The sequence below is a fragment of the Pseudomonas sp. genome, assembly GCF_048269965.1.
In the GTDB taxonomy this organism is placed as follows: Bacteria; Pseudomonadota; Gammaproteobacteria; order Pseudomonadales; family Pseudomonadaceae; genus Aquipseudomonas.
Map to the genome: position 1 here is coordinate 77,577 of NZ_JBLWTV010000010.1, position 18,953 is coordinate 96,529.

The 18,953-nt window shown below is 64.5% G+C and carries 12 protein-coding genes; 6 read left to right on the top strand and 6 right to left on the bottom strand.

Annotated features, from left to right (window positions below):
• Window positions 1–167: 167 nt before the first annotated feature.
• The 5 genes from ACN0X6_RS13555 to azu all read left to right on the top strand — a co-directional run bounded on the left by ACN0X6_RS13555 (window position 168) and on the right by azu (window position 4,888).
• Window positions 168–1,082 carry a glycerophosphodiester phosphodiesterase gene (locus ACN0X6_RS13555; RefSeq protein WP_417704632.1) on the top strand — a complete coding sequence of 305 codons (915 nt, stop codon included), beginning with the start codon at window positions 168–170 and terminating at the stop codon, window positions 1,080–1,082.
• A gap of 523 nt (window positions 1,083–1,605) precedes the next feature.
• Window positions 1,606–2,220, top strand: coding sequence for a LysE family transporter (locus ACN0X6_RS13560; RefSeq protein WP_417704634.1), 615 nt, complete (start codon window positions 1,606–1,608; stop codon window positions 2,218–2,220).
• A gap of 236 nt (window positions 2,221–2,456) precedes the next feature.
• Window positions 2,457–3,044: a TIGR00730 family Rossman fold protein gene (locus ACN0X6_RS13565; protein ID WP_417704636.1), complete on the top strand. Its 588-nt coding sequence runs from the start codon at window positions 2,457–2,459 to the stop codon at window positions 3,042–3,044.
• A gap of 68 nt (window positions 3,045–3,112) precedes the next feature.
• A complete protein-coding gene (locus tag ACN0X6_RS13570; protein ID WP_417704638.1) occupies window positions 3,113–4,048 on the top strand; it encodes a DUF808 domain-containing protein in 936 nt (311 codons plus the stop codon).
• A gap of 390 nt (window positions 4,049–4,438) precedes the next feature.
• Entirely contained in the window at window positions 4,439–4,888 is a 450-nt protein-coding gene (gene azu, locus ACN0X6_RS13575; protein WP_417704640.1) for an azurin, read from the top strand.
• Window positions 4,889–4,937: 49 nt separating this feature from the next.
• Here azu and ACN0X6_RS13580 read toward each other — a convergent pair whose 3' ends face one another.
• The 6 genes from ACN0X6_RS13580 to ACN0X6_RS13605 all read right to left on the bottom strand — a co-directional run bounded on the left by ACN0X6_RS13580 (window position 4,938) and on the right by ACN0X6_RS13605 (window position 16,739).
• Complete coding sequence (locus tag ACN0X6_RS13580; protein WP_417704642.1) at window positions 4,938–5,831, bottom strand: transglutaminase family protein; 894 nt, start codon at window positions 5,829–5,831, stop codon at window positions 4,938–4,940.
• Window positions 5,828–8,314 (bottom strand): circularly permuted type 2 ATP-grasp protein, encoded by a 2,487-nt coding sequence (locus ACN0X6_RS13585; RefSeq protein ID WP_417704644.1) that lies wholly within the window; start codon window positions 8,312–8,314, stop codon window positions 5,828–5,830. Before ACN0X6_RS13585 ends, ACN0X6_RS13580 begins: the two co-directional genes overlap by 4 nt.
• Window positions 8,315–8,433: 119 nt before the next feature.
• A complete protein-coding gene (locus ACN0X6_RS13590) occupies window positions 8,434–11,727 on the bottom strand; it encodes a DUF2126 domain-containing protein (protein WP_417704646.1) in 3,294 nt (1,097 codons plus the stop codon).
• A 185-nt stretch (window positions 11,728–11,912) separates the two neighbouring features.
• Window positions 11,913–13,019, bottom strand: coding sequence for an SO2930 family diheme c-type cytochrome (locus ACN0X6_RS13595; protein ID WP_417704648.1), 1,107 nt, complete (start codon window positions 13,017–13,019; stop codon window positions 11,913–11,915).
• A 2-nt stretch (window positions 13,020–13,021) separates the two neighbouring features.
• Window positions 13,022–14,263 (bottom strand): parallel beta-helix domain-containing protein, encoded by a 1,242-nt coding sequence (locus tag ACN0X6_RS13600; protein WP_417704650.1) that lies wholly within the window; start codon window positions 14,261–14,263, stop codon window positions 13,022–13,024.
• Between the two features lie 175 nt (window positions 14,264–14,438).
• Window positions 14,439–16,739, bottom strand: a complete 2,301-nt coding sequence (locus ACN0X6_RS13605) for a YgiQ family radical SAM protein (protein ID WP_417704652.1) — start codon at window positions 16,737–16,739, stop codon at window positions 14,439–14,441.
• A 288-nt stretch (window positions 16,740–17,027) separates the two neighbouring features.
• Here ACN0X6_RS13605 and ACN0X6_RS13610 point away from each other — a divergent pair, with 288 nt between their 5' ends.
• The gene (locus ACN0X6_RS13610) at window positions 17,028–18,935 is read left to right on the top strand and encodes a diguanylate cyclase domain-containing protein (RefSeq protein WP_417704653.1); all 1,908 of its coding nucleotides are present in this window, start codon (window positions 17,028–17,030) and stop codon (window positions 18,933–18,935) included.
• The last annotated feature ends 18 nt before the right edge of the window (window positions 18,936–18,953 follow it).

Below are 18,953 nucleotides of genomic sequence, written 5' to 3' on the forward strand. Positions count from 1 at the left end.
CGCGCGGCGCACCCTACCTCAGCGCGTAGGGTACGCCATGCGCACCGATGTCGACGCCGACATCGCAGGCACTGCCGGTAGCGGCGCGCTACCGGCGTTTGCCGTTGCACTTGCCAACGCCCCTGCGCTGGGGCACAAAGTCCCGAACCGCTCTCGAGACCCGGCCCATGCTGCGCTTCACCCGATTTCTGCTCGTCCCGCTGCTGCTGATCGGCGTCATCGTGCTGGTGCTCACGCTGACCAGCCGTCCGGCGAGCCTGCCTGCAGTGCTCGAAGACCTCGGCGAACGCCCCCTGGTGATCGCCCATCGCGGCGGCAAGGGGCTGTGGCCGGAGAACACCCTGTTCGCCTTCGAGCGCGCCACTGCCCTCGGCGTCGACATGCTAGAGATGGATCTGCACCTGAGTCAGGACGCCAAGCTGGTGGTGATCCATGATGAAACCCTGGAACGCACCACCAATGGCCAGGGCGCGGTCGCGCACTTCAGCCTCGCCGAACTGCAAGCGCTCGATGCCGGCTACAAATGGACGGCCGATGGCGGCCAGAGCTATCCCTACCGTGGCCAGGGCACGCGCATCGCCGCGCTGGAAGAGGTGTTCGAGCGCTTCCCATTGATCCCCAAGGTGCTCGAAATCAAGGTGCCCGATGTCGGCATGGAAGCCGTGCTCTGCGAAATGCTGGCGGCTTATGACCAACTCGATCGGGTCATCGTCGGCAGCTTTCATGAGCGCAGCCTCAAGCGCTTTCGTGAGCTCTGCCCGGAGGTCGCCACCTCGGCCGGACCGGTTTCGGTGCGCCTGTTGCTGGCGCTGAACTGGCTGGGACTGAGCGACCTGCTGTCGCCCTCCTATCCGGTGCTGCAGATGCCTCCCCAGCATAGCGGCCTGACCCTGGCCACCGCGCGTCTGATACGTAATGCACAGGCGCGGGGTTTGCACGTACAGCTGTGGACGATCAACGAGCAGCCGGAAATGCGGCGATTGCTGGAAATGGGCGCCAACGCTCTGGTCACCGATTACCCGGATCGGGCCTTGCAACTGCTCGGCCGCCCGACGCAGCTCAGCGCGTTACAGCCACAGTGATGGCGAGCAACTCGCCACTTGCATGGTAGCCAGGCCTGACAGGCGCTCCATGGTTTTACCACCAGCTTATCCACAGAGCTGCCAACAAAACCCGGGGATAACCTGTTGCCTCCTGGAGGCGCACCCAGAAAACGCTGGACAATCCGCACCTTATCCTTGTCGAAACGGCCGTCACCTGGCGCTGCTCAAAAAACGAACGAAGCGCTGAGACCCAAGCCACATGGGACCTACAGCAAAGCTTACAGCGCTTACCAACAAAACTATCCACAGACATCGTGGACAACCACACAGCCGCCCGGAAAACGCCTTTGAAATTGTCAACCCCCTGTGCACAAAGGAAAAATCCCGCTGCTCAAATATTCGTCAGTGCGGCCTTAACGACGCATGGCGAGGCCGGCAGACGAGCACCACCAGCTTACCCACAGAGATACCCACAGCCCCCGTGGAAAACTTTATTATCAGTGTCTGGCACGCCACCTGCTATGACATCAGGCTTCCCTGCCTCCCCTTGTAAGGACACTCCATGTTCAGCTTCTTCCTCGCCGCCATGCTCCTCGGCTTCGTCTTCAACGCCGCGCCGGGTGCCGTGTTCAGCGAAACCCTGCGCCGTGGGCTGCGTGACGGCTACAAACCTGCCTTGCTGGTACAGATCGGTTCGCTGGTGGGCGACGCCACCTGGGCCGCCCTGGGCCTGACCGGCCTGGCGCTGCTGCTCGACAGCGCACAGATTCGCTATCCGCTGACGCTGGCCAGCGCGCTCTACCTGGCCTGGCTCGGTTATCAGTCACTGCGCGACGCCCATCGCCCGCCGCAACCCAGCGACGATGGTCAGGTCGCCGCCGGCAGTGCCTTCGCCGCGGGCGCTGCGCTGTCGCTGACCAACCCGCAGAACATAGTCTACTGGGCCGCCATGGGCGGGGCGATGGCAGCCATCGGCGTCGCTCAGCCAACGCCGACGCACCTGGCGGTGTTCTTCGCCGGCTTCATGGTTTCTTCGCTGCTCTGGTGCTTCATCTGCGCCGGTCTGGTGGACTGGTTTCGCCGCGCCGCGTCGCTGCTCTGGCATCGCCTGACCTACGCAGCCTGTGGTGTGGTGCTGTTGGGTCTGGCCGGGATGAGCGCGCTGGAGCTGGTCTGATCGCGCTGCGGCTATCGCCATCATCGAGACAATCTAACGGCGCGCTGCCAGCAACGGGACTAGCCTGATCCACATGTCCCTGCGTCAGGAAGTCGCGCCATGTACCTCAACGACCTGCTCAAACCACTACTTGCCAGCTACGCCTGCGCCACCTGCGGCATTGATACGCGGCACTGACGCTTGGTCGGAACGCAGCGGCTGGTTACCCTTGGCGCACTCAGCCAAGGAATCCGTCCATGTCCCTGCATAGCGTCTGTGTCTTCTGTGGTGCCAGCCCTGGCGCCAGTCCCGTCTACCGCGAAGCTGCCGAAGCGCTCGGCCAGCACCTGGCCCAGCGCGGCATTCGCCTGATCTACGGCGGTGGCGCGGTCGGCCTGATGGGTGTGGTCGCCGATGCAGCGCTGAACGCCGGTGGCGAAGTGATCGGCATCATCCCGCAAAGCCTGGAGCGCGCCGAGATCGGCCACCGCAACCTGACCTGCCTGGAAGTGGTGGATGGCATGCATGCACGCAAGGCGCGCATGGCCGAGCTGTCAGACGCCTTCATCGCCCTGCCCGGCGGCCTCGGCACCCTGGAAGAGCTGTTCGAGGTATGGACCTGGGGCCAGTTGGGCTACCACGCCAAACCGCTGGGCCTGCTGGAGGTGAACGGTTTCTACAGCAAGCTCGGCGACTTCCTCGATCACCTGGTTGCCGAACGCTTCGTTCGCCCGCAGCACCGCGAGATGCTGCAGATTGCAAGCAGCCCGCAGAACCTGCTCGACGCCCTCAGCGAGTGGCGCCCCAGCGCAGCGCCGAAGTGGGTGGATCGCTCGCCGGACTGAGCCTATACGCAGACATGTAACACAATGCTACGCTCTGCGACTTCTCTCTCTCTCACGGAAGCCGCAACATGGCCGGAAGCAGCCTGCTCGCCCTGATCGACGATATCAGCAGCGTACTCGACGACGTCGCCACCATGACCAAGATCGCCGCGCGCAAGACCGCAGGCGTGTTGGGCGACGACCTCGCGCTCAATGCCCAGCAGGTCACCGGCGTCAAGGCGGACCGCGAACTGCCGGTCGTCTGGGCCGTGGCCAAGGGTTCGCTGGTCAACAAGGCGATCCTGGTGCCAGCCGCACTGCTGATCAGCGCTGTCGCGCCCTGGCTGGTGGTGCCGCTGCTGATGCTCGGTGGTCTGTTCCTCTGCTACGAAGGCGCCGAGAAGCTGATCCACAAACTGCTGCACAAGCAAGAGGATGACGAACAACAGGCGCACCTGAAGGCCATCGCCGATGCGCAGGTGGATCTGGTGGCATTCGAGCGCGACAAGATCCGTGGCGCGGTGCGTACCGACTTCGTGCTGTCGGCCGAGATCATCGCCATCACCCTGGGCACCGTCGCCGCCGCCAGTTTCCTCAATCAGGTGCTGGTGCTCAGCGGCATCGCCCTGCTGATGACCGTGGGCGTCTATGGCCTGGTGGCCGGCATCGTCAAGCTGGACGACGCCGGGCTCTACCTCAGCCAACGCACCAGCGTCTTCGCCCAGGCTTGCGGTCGCGGCATCCTGCGCCTGGCCCCCTGGCTGATGAAGGCATTGTCGGTGATCGGCACCGCAGCCATGTTCATGGTCGGCGGCGGCATTCTCAGTCATGGCCTGCCGCCTGTGGAAAGCGCCGTGCATCACGCCGCCGAATGGGTCGCGCGCGATGCCGGCCATCTGCTCTCGGCCATGGTGCCGACGCTGCTCAATGCCCTGCTGGGCATCGTCGCCGGCTTGCTCAGCGTACCGCTGGTCAGCCTCGCCACAGGTCTGTGGCAGGCGCTACGCAAAAAACCGGTTCATTAAGATCGCTCATTTTCTCATCAATCGTCTGCGCCCCTTGCCGGGCGCAGGCGAGGCTGGCTTGCCGAAAGCTTATCCACAGCTTGCTCCACATCTTTCGTGGATAACCGGCCAGTGGCTTTCCAGAGACGCGCAAAAGCCTTGACCTCTTGCTCAAGCAATTCATTTCAAAGCATTTTTCAGTGAAGATCAAACCGCCTGGGCAAAAGCTGAGCAGATACCCGGAAAGCCCGCGAGACCAGGCCTGGGACTAGCATTGCAGAGCTTCCCCACAGAATTATCCACAGCTTTTCTGGATAACCAGGCGTGGCGTTCGGTCGCATCCATAAGTCCCCTAAGCTGTGCGAATCTCTTCAGACCTGACCGGAAATTCAGAATCTGGAGGCTTCAAAGATGCTGCGTAACGTTGCTCTGATGGCACTGCTTGGCCTGGCCAGCACACCACTACTCGCTGCCGAATGCTCGGTGGACGTCGAATCGACCGACCAGATGACCTTCAACACCCAGGCCATCTCCATCAGCAAGAGCTGCAAGACCTTCACGGTCAATCTCAAGCACGCAGGCTCACTGCCCAAGACCGCCATGGGCCACAACTGGGTGCTGAGCAAGACCGCCGACATGCCCGCCGTGGCCACCGAGGGCATTCCTGCCGGCCCGGACGCCAGCTACATCAAGGCCGGTGACGAGCGTGTGATCGCCCACACCGATCTGATCGGCGGCGGCGAAAGCACGTCGGTGACCTTCGACGTCAGCAAGCTGGCGGCAGGCGAGGATTACAGCTTCTTCTGCTCCTTCCCCGGCCACTACTCGCTGATGAAAGGCAGCGTGAAGCTGGTCGACTAAGGCCGCAACTAACCGTGGGAGATGCGCCTGTCGCAGCCTCCCACGACTCTCATCCCAGCGGCAGCACCGTCACCTGCACGTCCGGGTCGTGGCTGCCGCCCCCCAGGATCACCCCACGCAACGGCGACACATCGGAGAAATCCCGGCCCCAGGCCAGGGTGATGTGCTCCAGTGCCGGGCGCACGTTGTTGGTTGGGTCAAAATCCACCCAGCCCTGACGCGGGCAATACAGCGACACCCAGGCATGCGAGGCGTCGGCGCCGATCAGGCGCGGCTGGCCGGGCGGTGGCTGGGTCAGCAGGTAGCCGCTGACGTAACGCGCCGCCAGGCCGCGCGAGCGCAGACAGGCGAGCATCAGGTGGGCGAAGTCCTGGCAGACCCCGCGCTTTTCCTCCAGTACCTGCAGCAGCGGCGTCGCCACCTGAGTGGCTTCGGCATCGAAGCTGAACTCATCGAAGATCTTCTGCATCAGCGCCTGGCACGCCTGCAGCAACGGGCGCCCCGGCGTGAAGCAATCGTCGGCGTAGTCGGCGAACACCTGCTTGAGACGCACGTAAGGCGACTCGAAGCGGTAGCGTGCCGCCTCCAGCAACGCAGGCTCCATCCGTTTGCCGCTGTAGCTGAGCGCGGCGCATGCAGCCTCCCAGTTCGGCGAGTCGTCCAGGTCCAGCGGCGCACGCGTGAGCACCTCGACGCGCAGCCGTGCGCTGACCACCAGCGCCTCGTGCGGGCGCTCGAACACCAGGCGGGTCAGCGGGTTGCCGAATACGTCCAGACCGTCACGACGCTGACAGGGCGCCGGATCGATGCGCAGCTCCCGTTCATGACAACGCTGCCAGGGGCATTCGCGCGGCCACAGGTGCGCCAGTTGTTGCGCCAGGGAAACCGGCGCCGAGTACCGGTAATGGGTGTCGTGAAGCACCTGATACGACGCGCTGCTCATGAGGATTGCGTCCGCTGGCTGACATCGACATGGGCGAAGAAACGCAGCCCGAGATGATCGGATACCGCGCCGGCGGCCTCGCTGATGGCCACCAGCATATCGGCCAGACCTTCGAGCACCGCCCGCGTGCTGCCGGGGCCGAACAGCGGGTTCTCCAGGCTGGTCAGGCTGAAGGCGGCGAGTTGCTGTTCCAGATAGACCAGGTAGCGCTCGGCCGGCAGCTCGAAACGCTCGTTGAGACCTTCCAGCGAGCGCAGCAGGGTACGCATCTGGAAGATCACGGCGTGCGGGTTCTGCTCATCGAGCAGCAGCAGGTCGAGTACCGGGATCAACTGCGCCGAGGCCAGGTAGCGGGTGCGGTAGGTGATGCTGCTGTTGCCCAGTTCCAGCAACCACTCCAGCGCCGACTGGTCGGTGGCCGAACCGCTGCGCAGGAAGCCGGCGAAGCTGTCGCAGAGAAACTGCAAACGCTCGATATAGCGGCCGAGCATGAGAAAGCGCCAGCCGTCGTCGCGGGTCATATCGTCGAGGGCAAAACCGGACAGCGCCGCCAGCGACATCAGCAGGCGGTTGAGAAAATCCAGCAGCTCGCCGAAGTCGGCCGGCTGGCCTTCCAGCAACTGCGCCTCGCGCTGCAACTCCACCAGCGCCTGCCAGTTGGCCTGGGACAGCTTGCCACGCACGCTGCCAGCAGCCCACTGCAAGCGTTGCAGGTTGGAGCGCAGACTAGCCGGCCAGTCGCTGCCGAGCAGCGCCTGCAGCAGACGCGCCGCCAGCTCGCCCTCTTCGGGATCTGCCAGCAGGCCCAATTCCTGCGCCAGCGCCAGCGCGCTCTGCAGCGCCTGCGGGTCGTCATCGTCATCGACGTAGCGCGCCAGCATGATGCGCAGCAGGCGCGCATTGCCCTCGCAGCGCTCGGCGTAACGACCGAACCAGTAAAGATTCTCCACCACGCGCGAGGGCAGGAAGGGGTCGCTGCGCACCAGGTCGGCAGTCCCTATGGTGCGTTGCGTCTGCCAGGGCTCGCCGACGCTCTGCCGCGTGCCGAGCACCCAGGTGTCCTTGCTCGCCCCGCCGCGCTGCATCGACACCACCTCGGCATCGGCCTCTGCGGCCACGCGGGTCAGGCCCCCGGGCATCACCCGGTAGCCATCGGCACTGGCCACGGCGAACACGCGCATACCGATGGCCCGTGGCTGCAAACCGCTGCCATCCCACACCGGTGCCTGTGACAGCTTGGCCCGCGCTTGCGCGACATAGGCGTAGGGGCGTGCCTGCAGGCGTTCAGCCAGCCTGGCGCGCTGCGCCTCGTCGAGATCGCGGCCAAACACCGGCATAAAGCTTTGCGAGGGAAAGGCCGGGCGCACCAGCAATTCGTCGAGCTTTTCCAGCGCCTCGTCCAGCACCGGCGGCTCGCCGCACCACCAGCTGGCAATCGATGGCAGCAAGAGTTCCTCTCCGAGCAGGTGCTCGCTGATCGCCGGCAGAAAGCCCGGCAGGCCGGGCGATTCCAATACACCGCTGCCCAGGGCATTGGCCACCAGCACGCGGCCACGGCGCACGGCTTCGAGCAGGCCAGGCACGCCGAGGGCGGAGTCGGTGCGCAGCTCCAGCGGGTCGCAGTAGTCGTCGTCGAGGCGGCGCAGCACTGCATGCACGCGGCGCAGGCCGGCCAGGGTCTTGAGGTAGAGGGTGGCGTCGCGCACGGTCAGGTCGCTGCCTTCGACCAGCGGATAGCCCAGCTGGCGCGCCAGGTACAGGTGTTCGAAATAGCTTTCGTTGAAGCGCCCCGGCGTCAGCAGCACCACCAGCGGTGTTTCGCCGCCGCTTGGGGCCTGACGCGCCAGGGTGTCCTGCAGGGTACGGAAGAAACCGGCCAGGTACTGCACGCGCAGGTCGCGGTACAGTTCGGGGAAGGCGCGCGAGACGATCTGCCGGTTCTCCAGCGCATAGCCGGCCCCGGACGGTGCCTGGGTGCGGTCGGCGGTGACCCACCAACGGCCGTCCGGCGCCCGGGCCAGATCCACTGCATACAGGTGCAGCCAGGTGCCGCCCGGCGCCTGCATGCCCTGGCACGGCCAGAGGAAGTTGTTATGGCCGAATACCAGTTCGGTGGGCAACAGCCCTTCGGCGATCAGTTTCTGCGGGCCATAGAGGTCGGCCAGCACGCGGTTGAGCAGGGTCGCGCGCTGCGCCACACCAGCGGCGATCTGCTGCCACTCGTCAGCCGCAATCAGGTTGGGTAGCAGGTCCAGCTCCCACGGCCGGTCGGCGCCATCGGGGTCGGCGTAGACGTTGTAGGTAACGCCATTCTCCTGGATCTGCCGCGCCAGCATGGCTTCGCGCTGCGCCAGGTGCTCGGGGCGGCTGCGTGCCAGTTGCTCGTAAAGACGGCGCCAGTGCGCGCGCACGTTGCCCTTGGCGTCGAGCAGTTCATGGTAGGCGCCGTTGGGCAGAGGGTAATCGGCTAGCAGATCGTGCATGGCAGGCTCGGCAGTGGCAAGGCGGTGCAACGTGACGCTGGTTGATGTGCCGCATCCGTGAGAGACGCTTCAGCGGCGACCGTTCGCGGCTAAAGCCCCTCCCACAGATGGGATCAAGGTCAAATTCGACGCAGATCCAGGGTCATCGGCAGTTCATTATTATCCATCGGCTGCACGACAGGGCGCTTGCCTGGGCTGTGACCCAATCGGAAGAAGCGCGCCAGGCGCCGGCTCTCCGCCTCGTAGGCATTGACCGGCAGGCTGTCGTAGTTGCGACCGCCCGGATGCGCCACATGGTACTGGCAACCGCCCAGCGAGCGCTGCATCCAGGTGTCGACCAGATCGAATACCAGCGGCGCGTGCACGCCGATGGTCGGCTGCAGGCAACTGGCCGGCTGCCAGGCACGAAAGCGCACGCCACCGACGAACTCACCAACCTTGCCCGTCGGGCGCAAGGGCACCGGCACGCCGTTGCAGGTCAGCACGTAGCGATCCGGCGCCATGCCGGCGACTTTCACCTGCATGCGCTCCAGCGACGAGTCGACGTAGCGTACCGTACCGCCGACGGCGCCCTCCTCGCCCAGCACGTGCCAAGGCTCCAGCGCCTGGCGCAGCTCCAGGTCGATACCCTTGACGGCAAAATCACCGGCCTTGGGAAAACGGAACTCCAGATGCGGGGCGAACCACTCGCTGCGCAGGCGATAGCCAAAGGCGCCCAGCTCCTGCAGCACGTCGGCGAAATCCTGCTCGATGAAATGCGGCAGCAGGAAGCGGTCGTGCAACTCGGTGCCCCAGCGCACCAGCTTCGCCGGCTGGTAGGGCTCCTGCCAGAAACGCGCGATCAGCGCGCGCAGCAGCAGCTGTTGGGCCAGGCTCATCTGCGCATGCGGCGGCATCTCGAAGGCGCGCAGCTCGAGCAGGCCGAGGCGGCCGCTGGCCGAATCCGGCGAGTACAGCTTGTCGATGCAGAACTCGGCGCGATGGGTATTGCCGGTGACGTCCACCAGAAGGTTGCGCAGCAGGCGGTCGACCAGCCATGGCGGACAGTCGCGGCCCGGTTCGGGCATCTGCGCGAAGGCGATCTCCAGCTCGTACAAGGCATCGTTGCGTGCCTCGTCCACCCTGGGGGCTTGAGACGTCGGGCCGATGAACAGACCGCTGAACAGGTAGGACAGCGACGGGTGGTTGTGCCAGTAGCTGATCAGGCTGCGCAGCAAGTCGGGGCGACGCAGGAAGGGCGAATCTCCCGGCGTGGCGCCGCCGAGGACGAAGTGGTTGCCGCCGCCGGTGCCGGTGTGGCGCCCGTCGATCATGAACTTCTCGCTGGACAGGCGCGACTGGCGCGCCGCCTCGTAGAGAAATTCGCAGCGTTCGACCAGTTCATCCCAGCTTGCGGCCGGGTGGATGTTGACCTCGATCACGCCCGGATCAGGCGTGACGCGGAAGAACTGCAGGCGCGGGTCCAGCGGCGGCTCGTAGCCTTCCAGCAAGACCGGACAATCGAGCTCGGCAGCTACGGCCTCGATGGCCGCGACCAGCTCCAGGTAGTCTTCGAGATGGCTCAGCGGCGGCATGAACAGATACAGACGACCCTCGCGCGGCTCGGCACAGAGCGCGGTGCGCACGATACCGGCAGCCGACTGCCCACTGGCCGGCCGCACGCTCTGCGGGCCGCTACTGGCGCCGCGCCAGACACCGCGCAGCTGACGCTGGATCTGCGCCGGGCTGGGCAGCGGCGGCAACGCCTGGCTGGGGTCGACCGGATTGACGTAGGGGTAGTCGGCCTGACTGACCCAGGGCATGGAATCCAACGGCAGGCGATAGCCCAGCGCCGAATCGCCGGGCAGCAGCCGGCAATGCTCGTCACGCAGGAACCAGCGCCCACTTTGCCAGCCCTCGCCGACCACCTGACGGGCCAGCGGCAGCACGTGACCGACCACCGCATCGAGCCCCTGATCGAACACCTTGCGCAGGCGCTCGCGCTCCAGCGGATCGCTCAGGCGCGGATCGTTCGGGGTGACGTTGTCCGGCAGCTTGCGCTCGCGCCACAGGTAGTAGAACCAGTCTTCATAGGCGGGAAAAACGTTACCGCCGTCCACGCCCAGACGGTCCGCCAAGGTGGCGAGAAAGCGCGCGGCCGTTTCTGCCGTAGCGCCATAGCCACGCTTCTCATCGGCCAGCAATTTGGGGTCATGCCACAGCGGTTCGCCATCGCGGCGCCAGAAGCAGTTCAGCGACCAGCGCGGCAACTGCTCGCCGGGGTACCACTTGCCCTGGCCGAAATGCACCAGCGCCTTGGGCGCGTAATGGCTGCGCAGGCGGTAGAACAGGTCGGCCGCCAGGCGGCGCTTGTTCGGCCCGAGCGCGGCGGTGTTCCACTCGTCGTCATCGGGGTAATCGAGGGCGACGAAGGTCGGCTCGCCACCCATGGTCAGGCGCACGTCGTGCTTGTGCAGGTCATCGTCGATCTGCCGGCCCAGCGCCTGGATCGCCTGCCACTGTGCCTCGCTGTAGGGCTTGGTGACGCGCGGCGCCTCCCACACGCGCTCGACGCTCATCAGGTGCTCGAATTCCACCTCGCACTCGTCCAGCCCGCCGGTGATCGGCGCCGCCGAGGAAGGCTCCGGGCTGCAGGCCAGCGGAATATGGCCTTCGCCAGCGAACAGGCCTGAAGTCGGGTCGAGACCGACCCAGCCGGCGCCGGGCAGATACACCTCGCACCAGGCGTGCAGGTCGGTGAAGTCCTTGTCGGTGCCGGAGGGGCCGTCGAGGGCCTTGACGTCGGCAGTGAGCTGGATCAGGTAGCCGGAGACGAAGCGCGCCGCCAGGCCCAGGTGACGCAGCAGCTGCACCAGCAGCCAGGCCGAATCACGGCACGAACCGGCGGCCAGCTCGAGCGATTGCTCGGGCGTCTGCACGCCCGGCTCCATGCGGATCAGGTAGCGGATATCGGCCGACAGGCGCTGGTTCAGCTCGACCAGAAAGTCGATGCTGGCCACCGGCTCGCGGGAAATGCCGGCCAGGTACTTGGCGAACAGCGGCGTGGCCGGCAGCTTGACCAGATACGGCGCCAGCTCGCGCTGCTCGCCCTCGGTGTAGGCGAAAGGGATGCGCTCGGCGTAGGGCTCGAGGAAGAAGTCGAAGGGGTTGAACACCGCCATCTCGGCGACCAGGTCCACCTCGACCTTGAACTCGCGAGTCTTCTCGGGGAACACCAGGCGCGCCAGGTAGTTGCCCTGCGGGTCCTGCTGCCAGTTGATGAAGTGCTGACCCGGCTCGATCTTCAGCGCATAGGAAAGGATACGTGTGCGGCTGTGCGGTGCCGGCCGCAGACGTACGACTTGTGGCCCAAGGTTCACCGCACGGTCGTAGCGGTAGTGGGTGACATGGTGCAGCGCGACATGAATCGACACGGCGGCCTCCTGCTAGCCTGGACGATACTCAGTGCAGCGCAAGACTTATGCCAGAGGCAACCCGCTTGTTTCCCAGCGTGCCGCGCCCCGCAAGCCCCTTATCGGGGCATTACCTGCACCAAGCTCAGATGGACGCACAACTATAGAGCAGGCGCCGGCAGCACTGATGACAATCACGCGCGACTTCAGCATTCGCCATCGAGGCTGGCGATCCAGCGGTCGATCACCTCCAGCCCTTCGCGGTGGGAGGTGGAACGCCCCAGCTCGGGCATCATGATGCTGGGGTCGGTGCTGTGCAGGCGGAAGCTCAGCACCGACTTCTCCGGTGCACCGGGATGAATGTCCACCAGACGATCACCGGAGCCCTTGCCCGCAGCCACCGGCTGCTTGCACAGGCCATAGGCGATGCTCAGCGGCGTAGCCGGATCGAGATACAAACCGGAGGTTCGCCCCGGCCCTTCACGGTTATGGCAGTGCGAGCAGTTGGCATCCAGATAACTGCGTGCCTGATGCTCCAGGCTCTCCCCTTCGCGCGGCGCGCTCCACAGGGCATTGCGTGGAACGCTGGCCATGTCAGCCGGAACACCCTGCAGGAAGCCGATGTTCTGCCAGTGCAGCAACTGGTTGGCCGCGCCCTCGGCGTAGGCGAAATCCTTGTTCAGATGGCGCGCCTTCGGTCCCAGGGGCTGTACACCCTTGCCGGCCTGCTCCTCGTGACACCCCGCGCACTGGTTGGCATCGGGCACCTGATAGTCGACCGCCAGCACCTCGCCCGTTTCATCATGCAATTGCAGATCGAAGCTGGCGCCTGCCCAGTCCAGCGTGGCCTCACGTTGCGCCTCGTCCCAGACATAAGGCAACGCGACCCAGCCCTGCTCCTGGCGCAGCAGGATGCGCGTCTCGATCAGCCGCACCCGCTTCAGCTCCACCGCCTCGGTACCCTGCTGCTCGCTGCGCAGCAGCCTGCCCTGGGCATCGATCGGGTAGTAGAAGGTTTTGCTCAGCACGGTGCCAACGGGGTATTCGAAACGTGCTTCGGCATAGCGAGCCTGGCTCCCTTCGGGCAGCCAGATCGTACGCAGCTTGTGCGCATGATCGGTGAACAGCGGTGTGTTCAGATCGTAGGGCTGTACACCGTAGGCAGGCTGCAACTGGCCGTCACGCTGCTGCAGCACACCCCAGGCGCTGAGCTTCTGCGGATAGTCTTCACTGCTGGGCAGATACAGGGGCGTGCGCGCTTGCTCACAGGCGCCGAGCAGCACGGCGGCAAGCAACAGCCAGGCGTGCTTCATGCTTACTCACCTGCCTCGGCCAGAGCTGCGCGCAACTCGACGACAGGAAGACGGGGCAGCTCGCAGCGATGTGGCTCAATGTCCGTGCTGATGTTCTTGTAGCCGCCGGGGCCGTCGACGTTGACGATGCCGGCATCACCATTGTCGATGCAGATGGCCAGTTCCACCGGTAGTTTGCCATCGACCAGCTTTTCGGGGTTCACGTAGCCGTCCCAGAGGATGTCCGGCAGGCGGCCATTGAGACCGAACCTGGCCAGCCTCAGCGCTTTCAGCTCGAGGTTATCAGGGCTGTCGCCGCCCGGTCCGAAGCGGTTGCCATGGATATGAATGGCCTCCGGGTAGGGATCGAAGTCCGCCTCGGTGGAGAGGTCGGTGTAACCGGTGCTGAAGTAGCTGCTGACGATGACGTTGGCGGTGCGGTGGTCGCCAATATCGTTATCGAAGATCTCTACCTTGTCGTTGGAGTTGACCAGCACGCCAGAGCCCGCCGGGACACTGGCGACCGGCGTGCCCTGGTGGCCGAAGTTCTTGTGGTTGTTGCTCTCGACCTTGTTGCGGTAGACCCGTGTGGTGTGACCGGGCTGCGGCAGGTTGGGCATGTTGAACACCAGGATGCCGCCGGTATTGCCGGTGGCGACGTTGTCATAGACATCGGCGCCGATGGTGTTCTCGATCTCGATGCCGGCGACGTTGCGCTCGGCACGGCTGTTGCGAACCACCACGTTACGCGACTGGCCCACATAGATGCCGGCGTCCGAAGCGCCGATGGCCACCACGCCGTCGATCAGCACATTCTCGGTCTGTACCGGATAGATGCCGTAGGCACCATTCTCGGTCGCCGGGCCATTGGTCCACTCGGTGCGCACGCGACGGATGATGATGTTCTGGCCGCCGACCACCTTGAGCGCATCGCCCTTGGTATCCTCCAGCGCCAGGTCCTCGATGGTGAAGTCGGAGGCGCTCACCAGCAGCCCTTCGGCGCCGGATTTCTGCCCCTTGAAGTTGAGGATGGTCTGATCCATGCCAGCACCGCGCAATGTCACGCCACTGACCTTGAGGCTCAGACTTCGGTCGAGCTGCCAGGTGCCGGCGGGAATCTCGACCACCTCCCCCGGCTTGGCCTTGATCAGCTGCGTCTGCAGCTGCTTCTGAAAGTCGAGATTGGCCACGGGCGGCGCTTCGCTCTCCCCGCATGCCGTCAGCAGCAAGGACAGAGCAATAACCGAGGGAGCAGCAAGGCGCATGATGGGACTCCACTGTTGTTTTTATATTATGGAACTATAGTACCAAAACAAAAACAGACAAGCCCACCGCAAAATGATGCCAGAGGACCAACGCCCAACCCACAGGATTGCCGGTCGGGCTTCTGAAACGAAAACACCAGCGCAGTGCTGGCGTTTTCGTGCGTGCTGCTGAGATTCAGCGCGGCACTGCGGGCTTCTTCCCAGGCTTCTTGCCCTTGCCTTTACCGGCGCCAGCACGTTCACGCGCGGCTTGCTGGTTACGCGCCTCAGCCGCCGCCTTGGCCTGCTCACGCTTGTCCCAGGGCTTGCTGCCATCACTGCCACGCGGCGGCAGCCCCGTATGTTGAGTGAGCATCTTGCCTGCATTACCCGCCTTCTTGCTACCGACCGGCGTGGAGTTCTTGCGCCGCGCACTCTGGTAGCCATCGTCAGCAGCTGGCTGGTTAGCCGGAATCAGTTGATGCTTGGCAGGGCCGATCAGATCACTGCGCCCCATGCGCGTCAGCGCCTCACGCAGCAACGGCCAGCCTTTCGGATCGTGATAGCGCAGAAACGCCTTGTGCAGGCGACGCTGCTGATCGCTCTTGACGATCTCGACGCCGTCGCTCTTGTAGGTGACCTTACGCAGCGGGTTCTTGCCCGAGTGATACATGGCGGTGGCCGTAGCCATCGGCGACGGGTAGAACGCCTGTACCTGGTCGGCACGGAAGCCGTTGCGCTTGAGCCACAGGGCGAGGTTCATCATGTCCTCGTCGGTGGTGCCCGGGTGCGCGGCGATGAAGTACGGGATCAGGTACTGCTCCTTGCCCGCCTCCTTCGAGTACTTCTCGAACATCTGCTTGAAGCGGTCGTAGCTGCCTATCCCCGGCTTCATCATCTTGTCCAGCGGGCCACGCTCGGTGTGCTCCGGGGCAATCTTCAGGTAGCCGCCAACGTGGTGGGTGACCAGCTCCTTGACGTACTCCGGCGACTCCACGGCCAGGTCGTAGCGCAGACCCGAGGCGATCAGGATCTTCTTCACACCCGGCAGCGCGCGGGCCTTGCGGTACAACTCGATGAGGGACGAGTGGTCGGTATTGAGGTTCTCGCAGATACCGGGGAACACGCACGACGGCTTGCGGCAATGACGCTCGATTTCCGGGTCCTTGCAGGCGATGCGGTACATGTTGGCAGTTGGCCCGCCGAGGTCGGAGACCACGCCAGTGAAGCCCGGCACCTTGTCGCGCATCTCCTCGATCTCGCGGATGATCGACTCGTGCGAGCGGTTCTGAATGATGCGTCCCTCGTGCTCGGTGATCGAGCAGAAGGTACAGCCGCCGAAGCAGCCGCGCATGATGTTCACCGAGAACCGGATCATTTCGTAGGCCGGAATCTTCTCCTTGCCGTACGCCGGGTGCGGCACGCGCGCATAGGGCATGCCGAACACGTAGTCCATTTCCTCGGTGGTCATGGGGATGGGTGGCGGGTTGAACCACACGTCCACCTCGCCATGCCTCTGCACCAGCGCGCGGGCGTTGCCCGGGTTGGTTTCCAGGTGCAGCACACGGTTGGCGTGGGCATAGAGCACCGGGTCGTTACGCACTTTCTCGAACGACGGCAGACGGATCACCGTCTTGTCGCGGGTCATGCGCGGGCTGTCGAGAATCTGCACCACCTTGGCTTCGTTGGGGTCTTCAACCTCACCTTTGGCCTGTTCGATAGCACAGGCCTCGGTGTCCTGCGTATTGACGTAGGGGTTGATGATCTTGTCGACGCGGCCCGGACGGTCGATACGGGTGGAGTCGACCTCATACCAGCCTTCGGGCGTATCGCGACGGATGAAAGCCGTACCGCGTACATCGCTGATGGTTTCGACCTGCTCGCCACGCGACAGACGCTGGGCGATCTCGACAACCGCGCGCTCGGCGTTGCCGTAGAGCAGGATGTCGGCGGTGGCGTCCATCAGGATCGAACGACGGACCTTGTCCTGCCAGTAGTCGTAATGGGCAATACGGCGCAAGGATGCCTCGATGCCGCCCAGCACCACCGGCACGTGGCTGTAGGCCTCCTTGCAGCGCTGGCTGTAGACCAGGCTGGCGCGGTCCGGGCGCTTGCCGGCCAGGCCGCCGGGCGTATAGGCGTCGTCGGAACGAATCTTCTTGTCGGCGGTGTAGCGGTTGATCATCGAGTCCATGTTGCCGGCGGCGACGCCGAAGAACAGGTTCGGCTCGCCGAGCTTCATGAAGTCGTCTTTGCTGCGCCAATCCGGCTGGGCAATGATGCCCACGCGAAAGCCCTGGGCCTCGAGCAGGCGGCCGATGATGGCCATGCCGAACGAAGGATGATCGACGTAGGCGTCACCGGTGACGATGATGATGTCGCAGCTGTCCCAGCCAAGCTGATCCATCTCTTCCCGGCTCATCGGCAGGAAGGGCGCAGGCCCGAAACACTCGGCCCAGTACTTGGGATAGTCGAACAGCGGCTTGGCGGCTTGCATATTTTTTGATCAATGGGCTATCACGAGGGGCGCGGATAATAGCACAAATATTGACCAAACCAGACTAAAGCGCTGGGTTTAATAGCGCCCCCACGCACGGCGACAAACGCTCAAGCACGGGGCTGGCTAACCCGCCTGGTTAGCGGCGCTTGCACAGAACCGGCTTCGGCAAGGAAAGGACAGAAAATCAGACATCTTCCTGCAGTAGCCTTACGCCATATTTGTTTTCGTCCGATAACAATCCTGTGCATATACTCAATTACTCGGTCAGCCGTCTCCAGGACATCTATGCTGCAGCGCTTCGCCCTTCTGCTCGCTCTTCTGCTCGGCTTGTCGACCACGGGCCTGGCAGCGGCGTCCGTGGTACTCACCGACGCCAGCAGCGGCATGCCGCTCAATGCGCATATCGAGCTGCTGGAAGACGCTCGGGGCACCCTGACCATCGATGACCTTGCCGCCCCTGAGCTGCAGTCGCGCTTTCAACCCGCCAATGGCCGTGCCAGCGTCGGCCAGAGCCTCAATCCCTGGTGGATCAAGCTCACCGTGCAACGCGACATGCGTGCCCCCGCCCGCTGGGTGCTGGAAGTGGGCTCGGTGACCCAACTCGACCTGCAGCTCTACCAGCCCGACGGCCAGGGCGGCTGGCTGGTGCGTCAATCCGGTGAGCGCGTCGCCTTCAGCGAGAACCGCGACCACCCCTACCGACGCATGGTGTTCGACCTGCCAACCCTGGGTGAACGGCCAACCACCTTCTACCTGCGCGCCTTCGACCCGGCGGGCAACTCCTTCCCGCTGCGCATCTGGCAACTTGATGACCTTAAACAACTGGCAGCCCGCGAGAACCTTGCGCTCGGCGCCATCTATGGCGTGGTTTTCGCACTGCTGCTGTACAACCTGTTCATCCTCATCTCGCTGCGCGACAAGGCCTATTTCTGGTACGTGCTGACCACCGCCTTCGCCCTGCTGTTCATCATGAGCATGACCGGTCATGGCGCGCAGTACCTGTGGCCCAACCACCCGGTGCCGGCGTGGCTCGACCGCATCACCTTGCCGTCGTTGTGGGGACTGTTCGCCAGCCGCTTCACCCAGACGCTGCTGCAGACGCGCGTTCACGTACGCTGGGCGCATCACCTGCTGAACATGGCCTGCGTGGTCTATCTCATCGCTATCGCCCTGACCCTGTTCGATCAACGATACCTTGCGGCCTGGGCCATCGCCCTGCTGTCGCTGACCAGCATCCCCGCCGCTCTGGGCAGCGCCGTGATCCGCTGGCGCCAGGGGTTCTTCCCGGCGCAGCTGTATCTCTATGGTTATGGTCTGGTCCTGGGCAGCGTCGCCATCCTGCTGCTGCGCACCACCGGGGTGCTGCAACCGGCCGAATGGAACGCCTACGTATTCCCGCTGGCCGTGGCAGCCGAATCCATCCTGTTCTCCTTCGCCCTGGCTTATCGCATCCAGATACTCAAGCAGGAGCGCGCCGTTGCCCTGCAACAGGCAGATCGTGAGAAAACTGCACGCCTGGCGCAACTGCAGGCCAGCGCCGACGAACTGCAAGCTGCAGTAACCGCACGTACCGCCGAGCTGGCCGCGACCAACGAACAGCTCCGCGACCGCGAACGCGAACTGCAGCACGCCGCCTTCCATGACTCGCTGACCGAACTGCCCAACCGACGCTATCTGGTCGAGCGCTGCGAGTCAGCCCTGGCTCACGCCGAACGGCACAAGGAGAGCGTGGCGCTGCTGCTGATCGACCTGGATCACTTCAAGCCGATCAATGACCGTTTCGGCCACGCCGCCGGCGACCTCATGCTGCAGGTGATCGCCAAGCGCCTGCGCGAGCACGTTCGCGCCGGTGATGCGGTTGCCCGCCTGGGCGGCGATGAGTTCGCCGCACTGATCTGCGGCAGCGATGCCGAAAGCCAGGCCCGGGAAATCGCCGAACGCCTGCTGGCAGAGCTGTCCGAGCCCGTGCGCTACGGTGCCGAGCGCCTGCGCGTGACCATCAGCATCGGCGTAGCGCTCTATCCGCGCCATGCGAAGAATTTCACCGGGCTGTACAAGGCGGCAGACATGGCCCTTTACCGGGTGAAGGAACTGGGTCGTTCCGGTTCGCGCGTGCATGGCGACGATGGCGAGCTCAGCGAACAGGCCTGCCTGCAGCTGGACGTGCTGAAAGTCCCCAGCGGCCTGGCTTAGCCCCGAAGGGCGGGCGCA

What these genes read in the sequence shown, in the direction of transcription:
- ACN0X6_RS13570 (WP_417704638.1), top strand. Translation starts at nt 3,113, where the DNA reads ATGGCCGGAAGCAGCCTGCTCGCCCTGATCGACGATATCAGCAGCGTA.
- azu (WP_417704640.1), top strand. Translation starts at nt 4,439, where the DNA reads ATGCTGCGTAACGTTGCTCTGATGGCACTGCTTGGCCTGGCCAGCACA.
- ACN0X6_RS13555 (WP_417704632.1), top strand. Translation starts at nt 168, where the DNA reads ATGCTGCGCTTCACCCGATTTCTGCTCGTCCCGCTGCTGCTGATCGGC.
- ACN0X6_RS13610 (WP_417704653.1), top strand. Translation starts at nt 17,028, where the DNA reads ATGCTGCAGCGCTTCGCCCTTCTGCTCGCTCTTCTGCTCGGCTTGTCG.
- ACN0X6_RS13565 (WP_417704636.1), top strand. Translation starts at nt 2,457, where the DNA reads ATGTCCCTGCATAGCGTCTGTGTCTTCTGTGGTGCCAGCCCTGGCGCC.
- ACN0X6_RS13605 (WP_417704652.1), bottom strand. Translation starts at nt 16,739, where the DNA reads ATGCAAGCCGCCAAGCCGCTGTTCGACTATCCCAAGTACTGGGCCGAG.
- ACN0X6_RS13595 (WP_417704648.1), bottom strand. Translation starts at nt 13,019, where the DNA reads ATGAAGCACGCCTGGCTGTTGCTTGCCGCCGTGCTGCTCGGCGCCTGT.
- ACN0X6_RS13560 (WP_417704634.1), top strand. Translation starts at nt 1,606, where the DNA reads ATGTTCAGCTTCTTCCTCGCCGCCATGCTCCTCGGCTTCGTCTTCAAC.
- ACN0X6_RS13580 (WP_417704642.1), bottom strand. Translation starts at nt 5,831, where the DNA reads ATGAGCAGCGCGTCGTATCAGGTGCTTCACGACACCCATTACCGGTAC.
- ACN0X6_RS13585 (WP_417704644.1), bottom strand. Translation starts at nt 8,314, where the DNA reads ATGCACGATCTGCTAGCCGATTACCCTCTGCCCAACGGCGCCTACCAT.
- ACN0X6_RS13600 (WP_417704650.1), bottom strand. Translation starts at nt 14,263, where the DNA reads ATGCGCCTTGCTGCTCCCTCGGTTATTGCTCTGTCCTTGCTGCTGACG.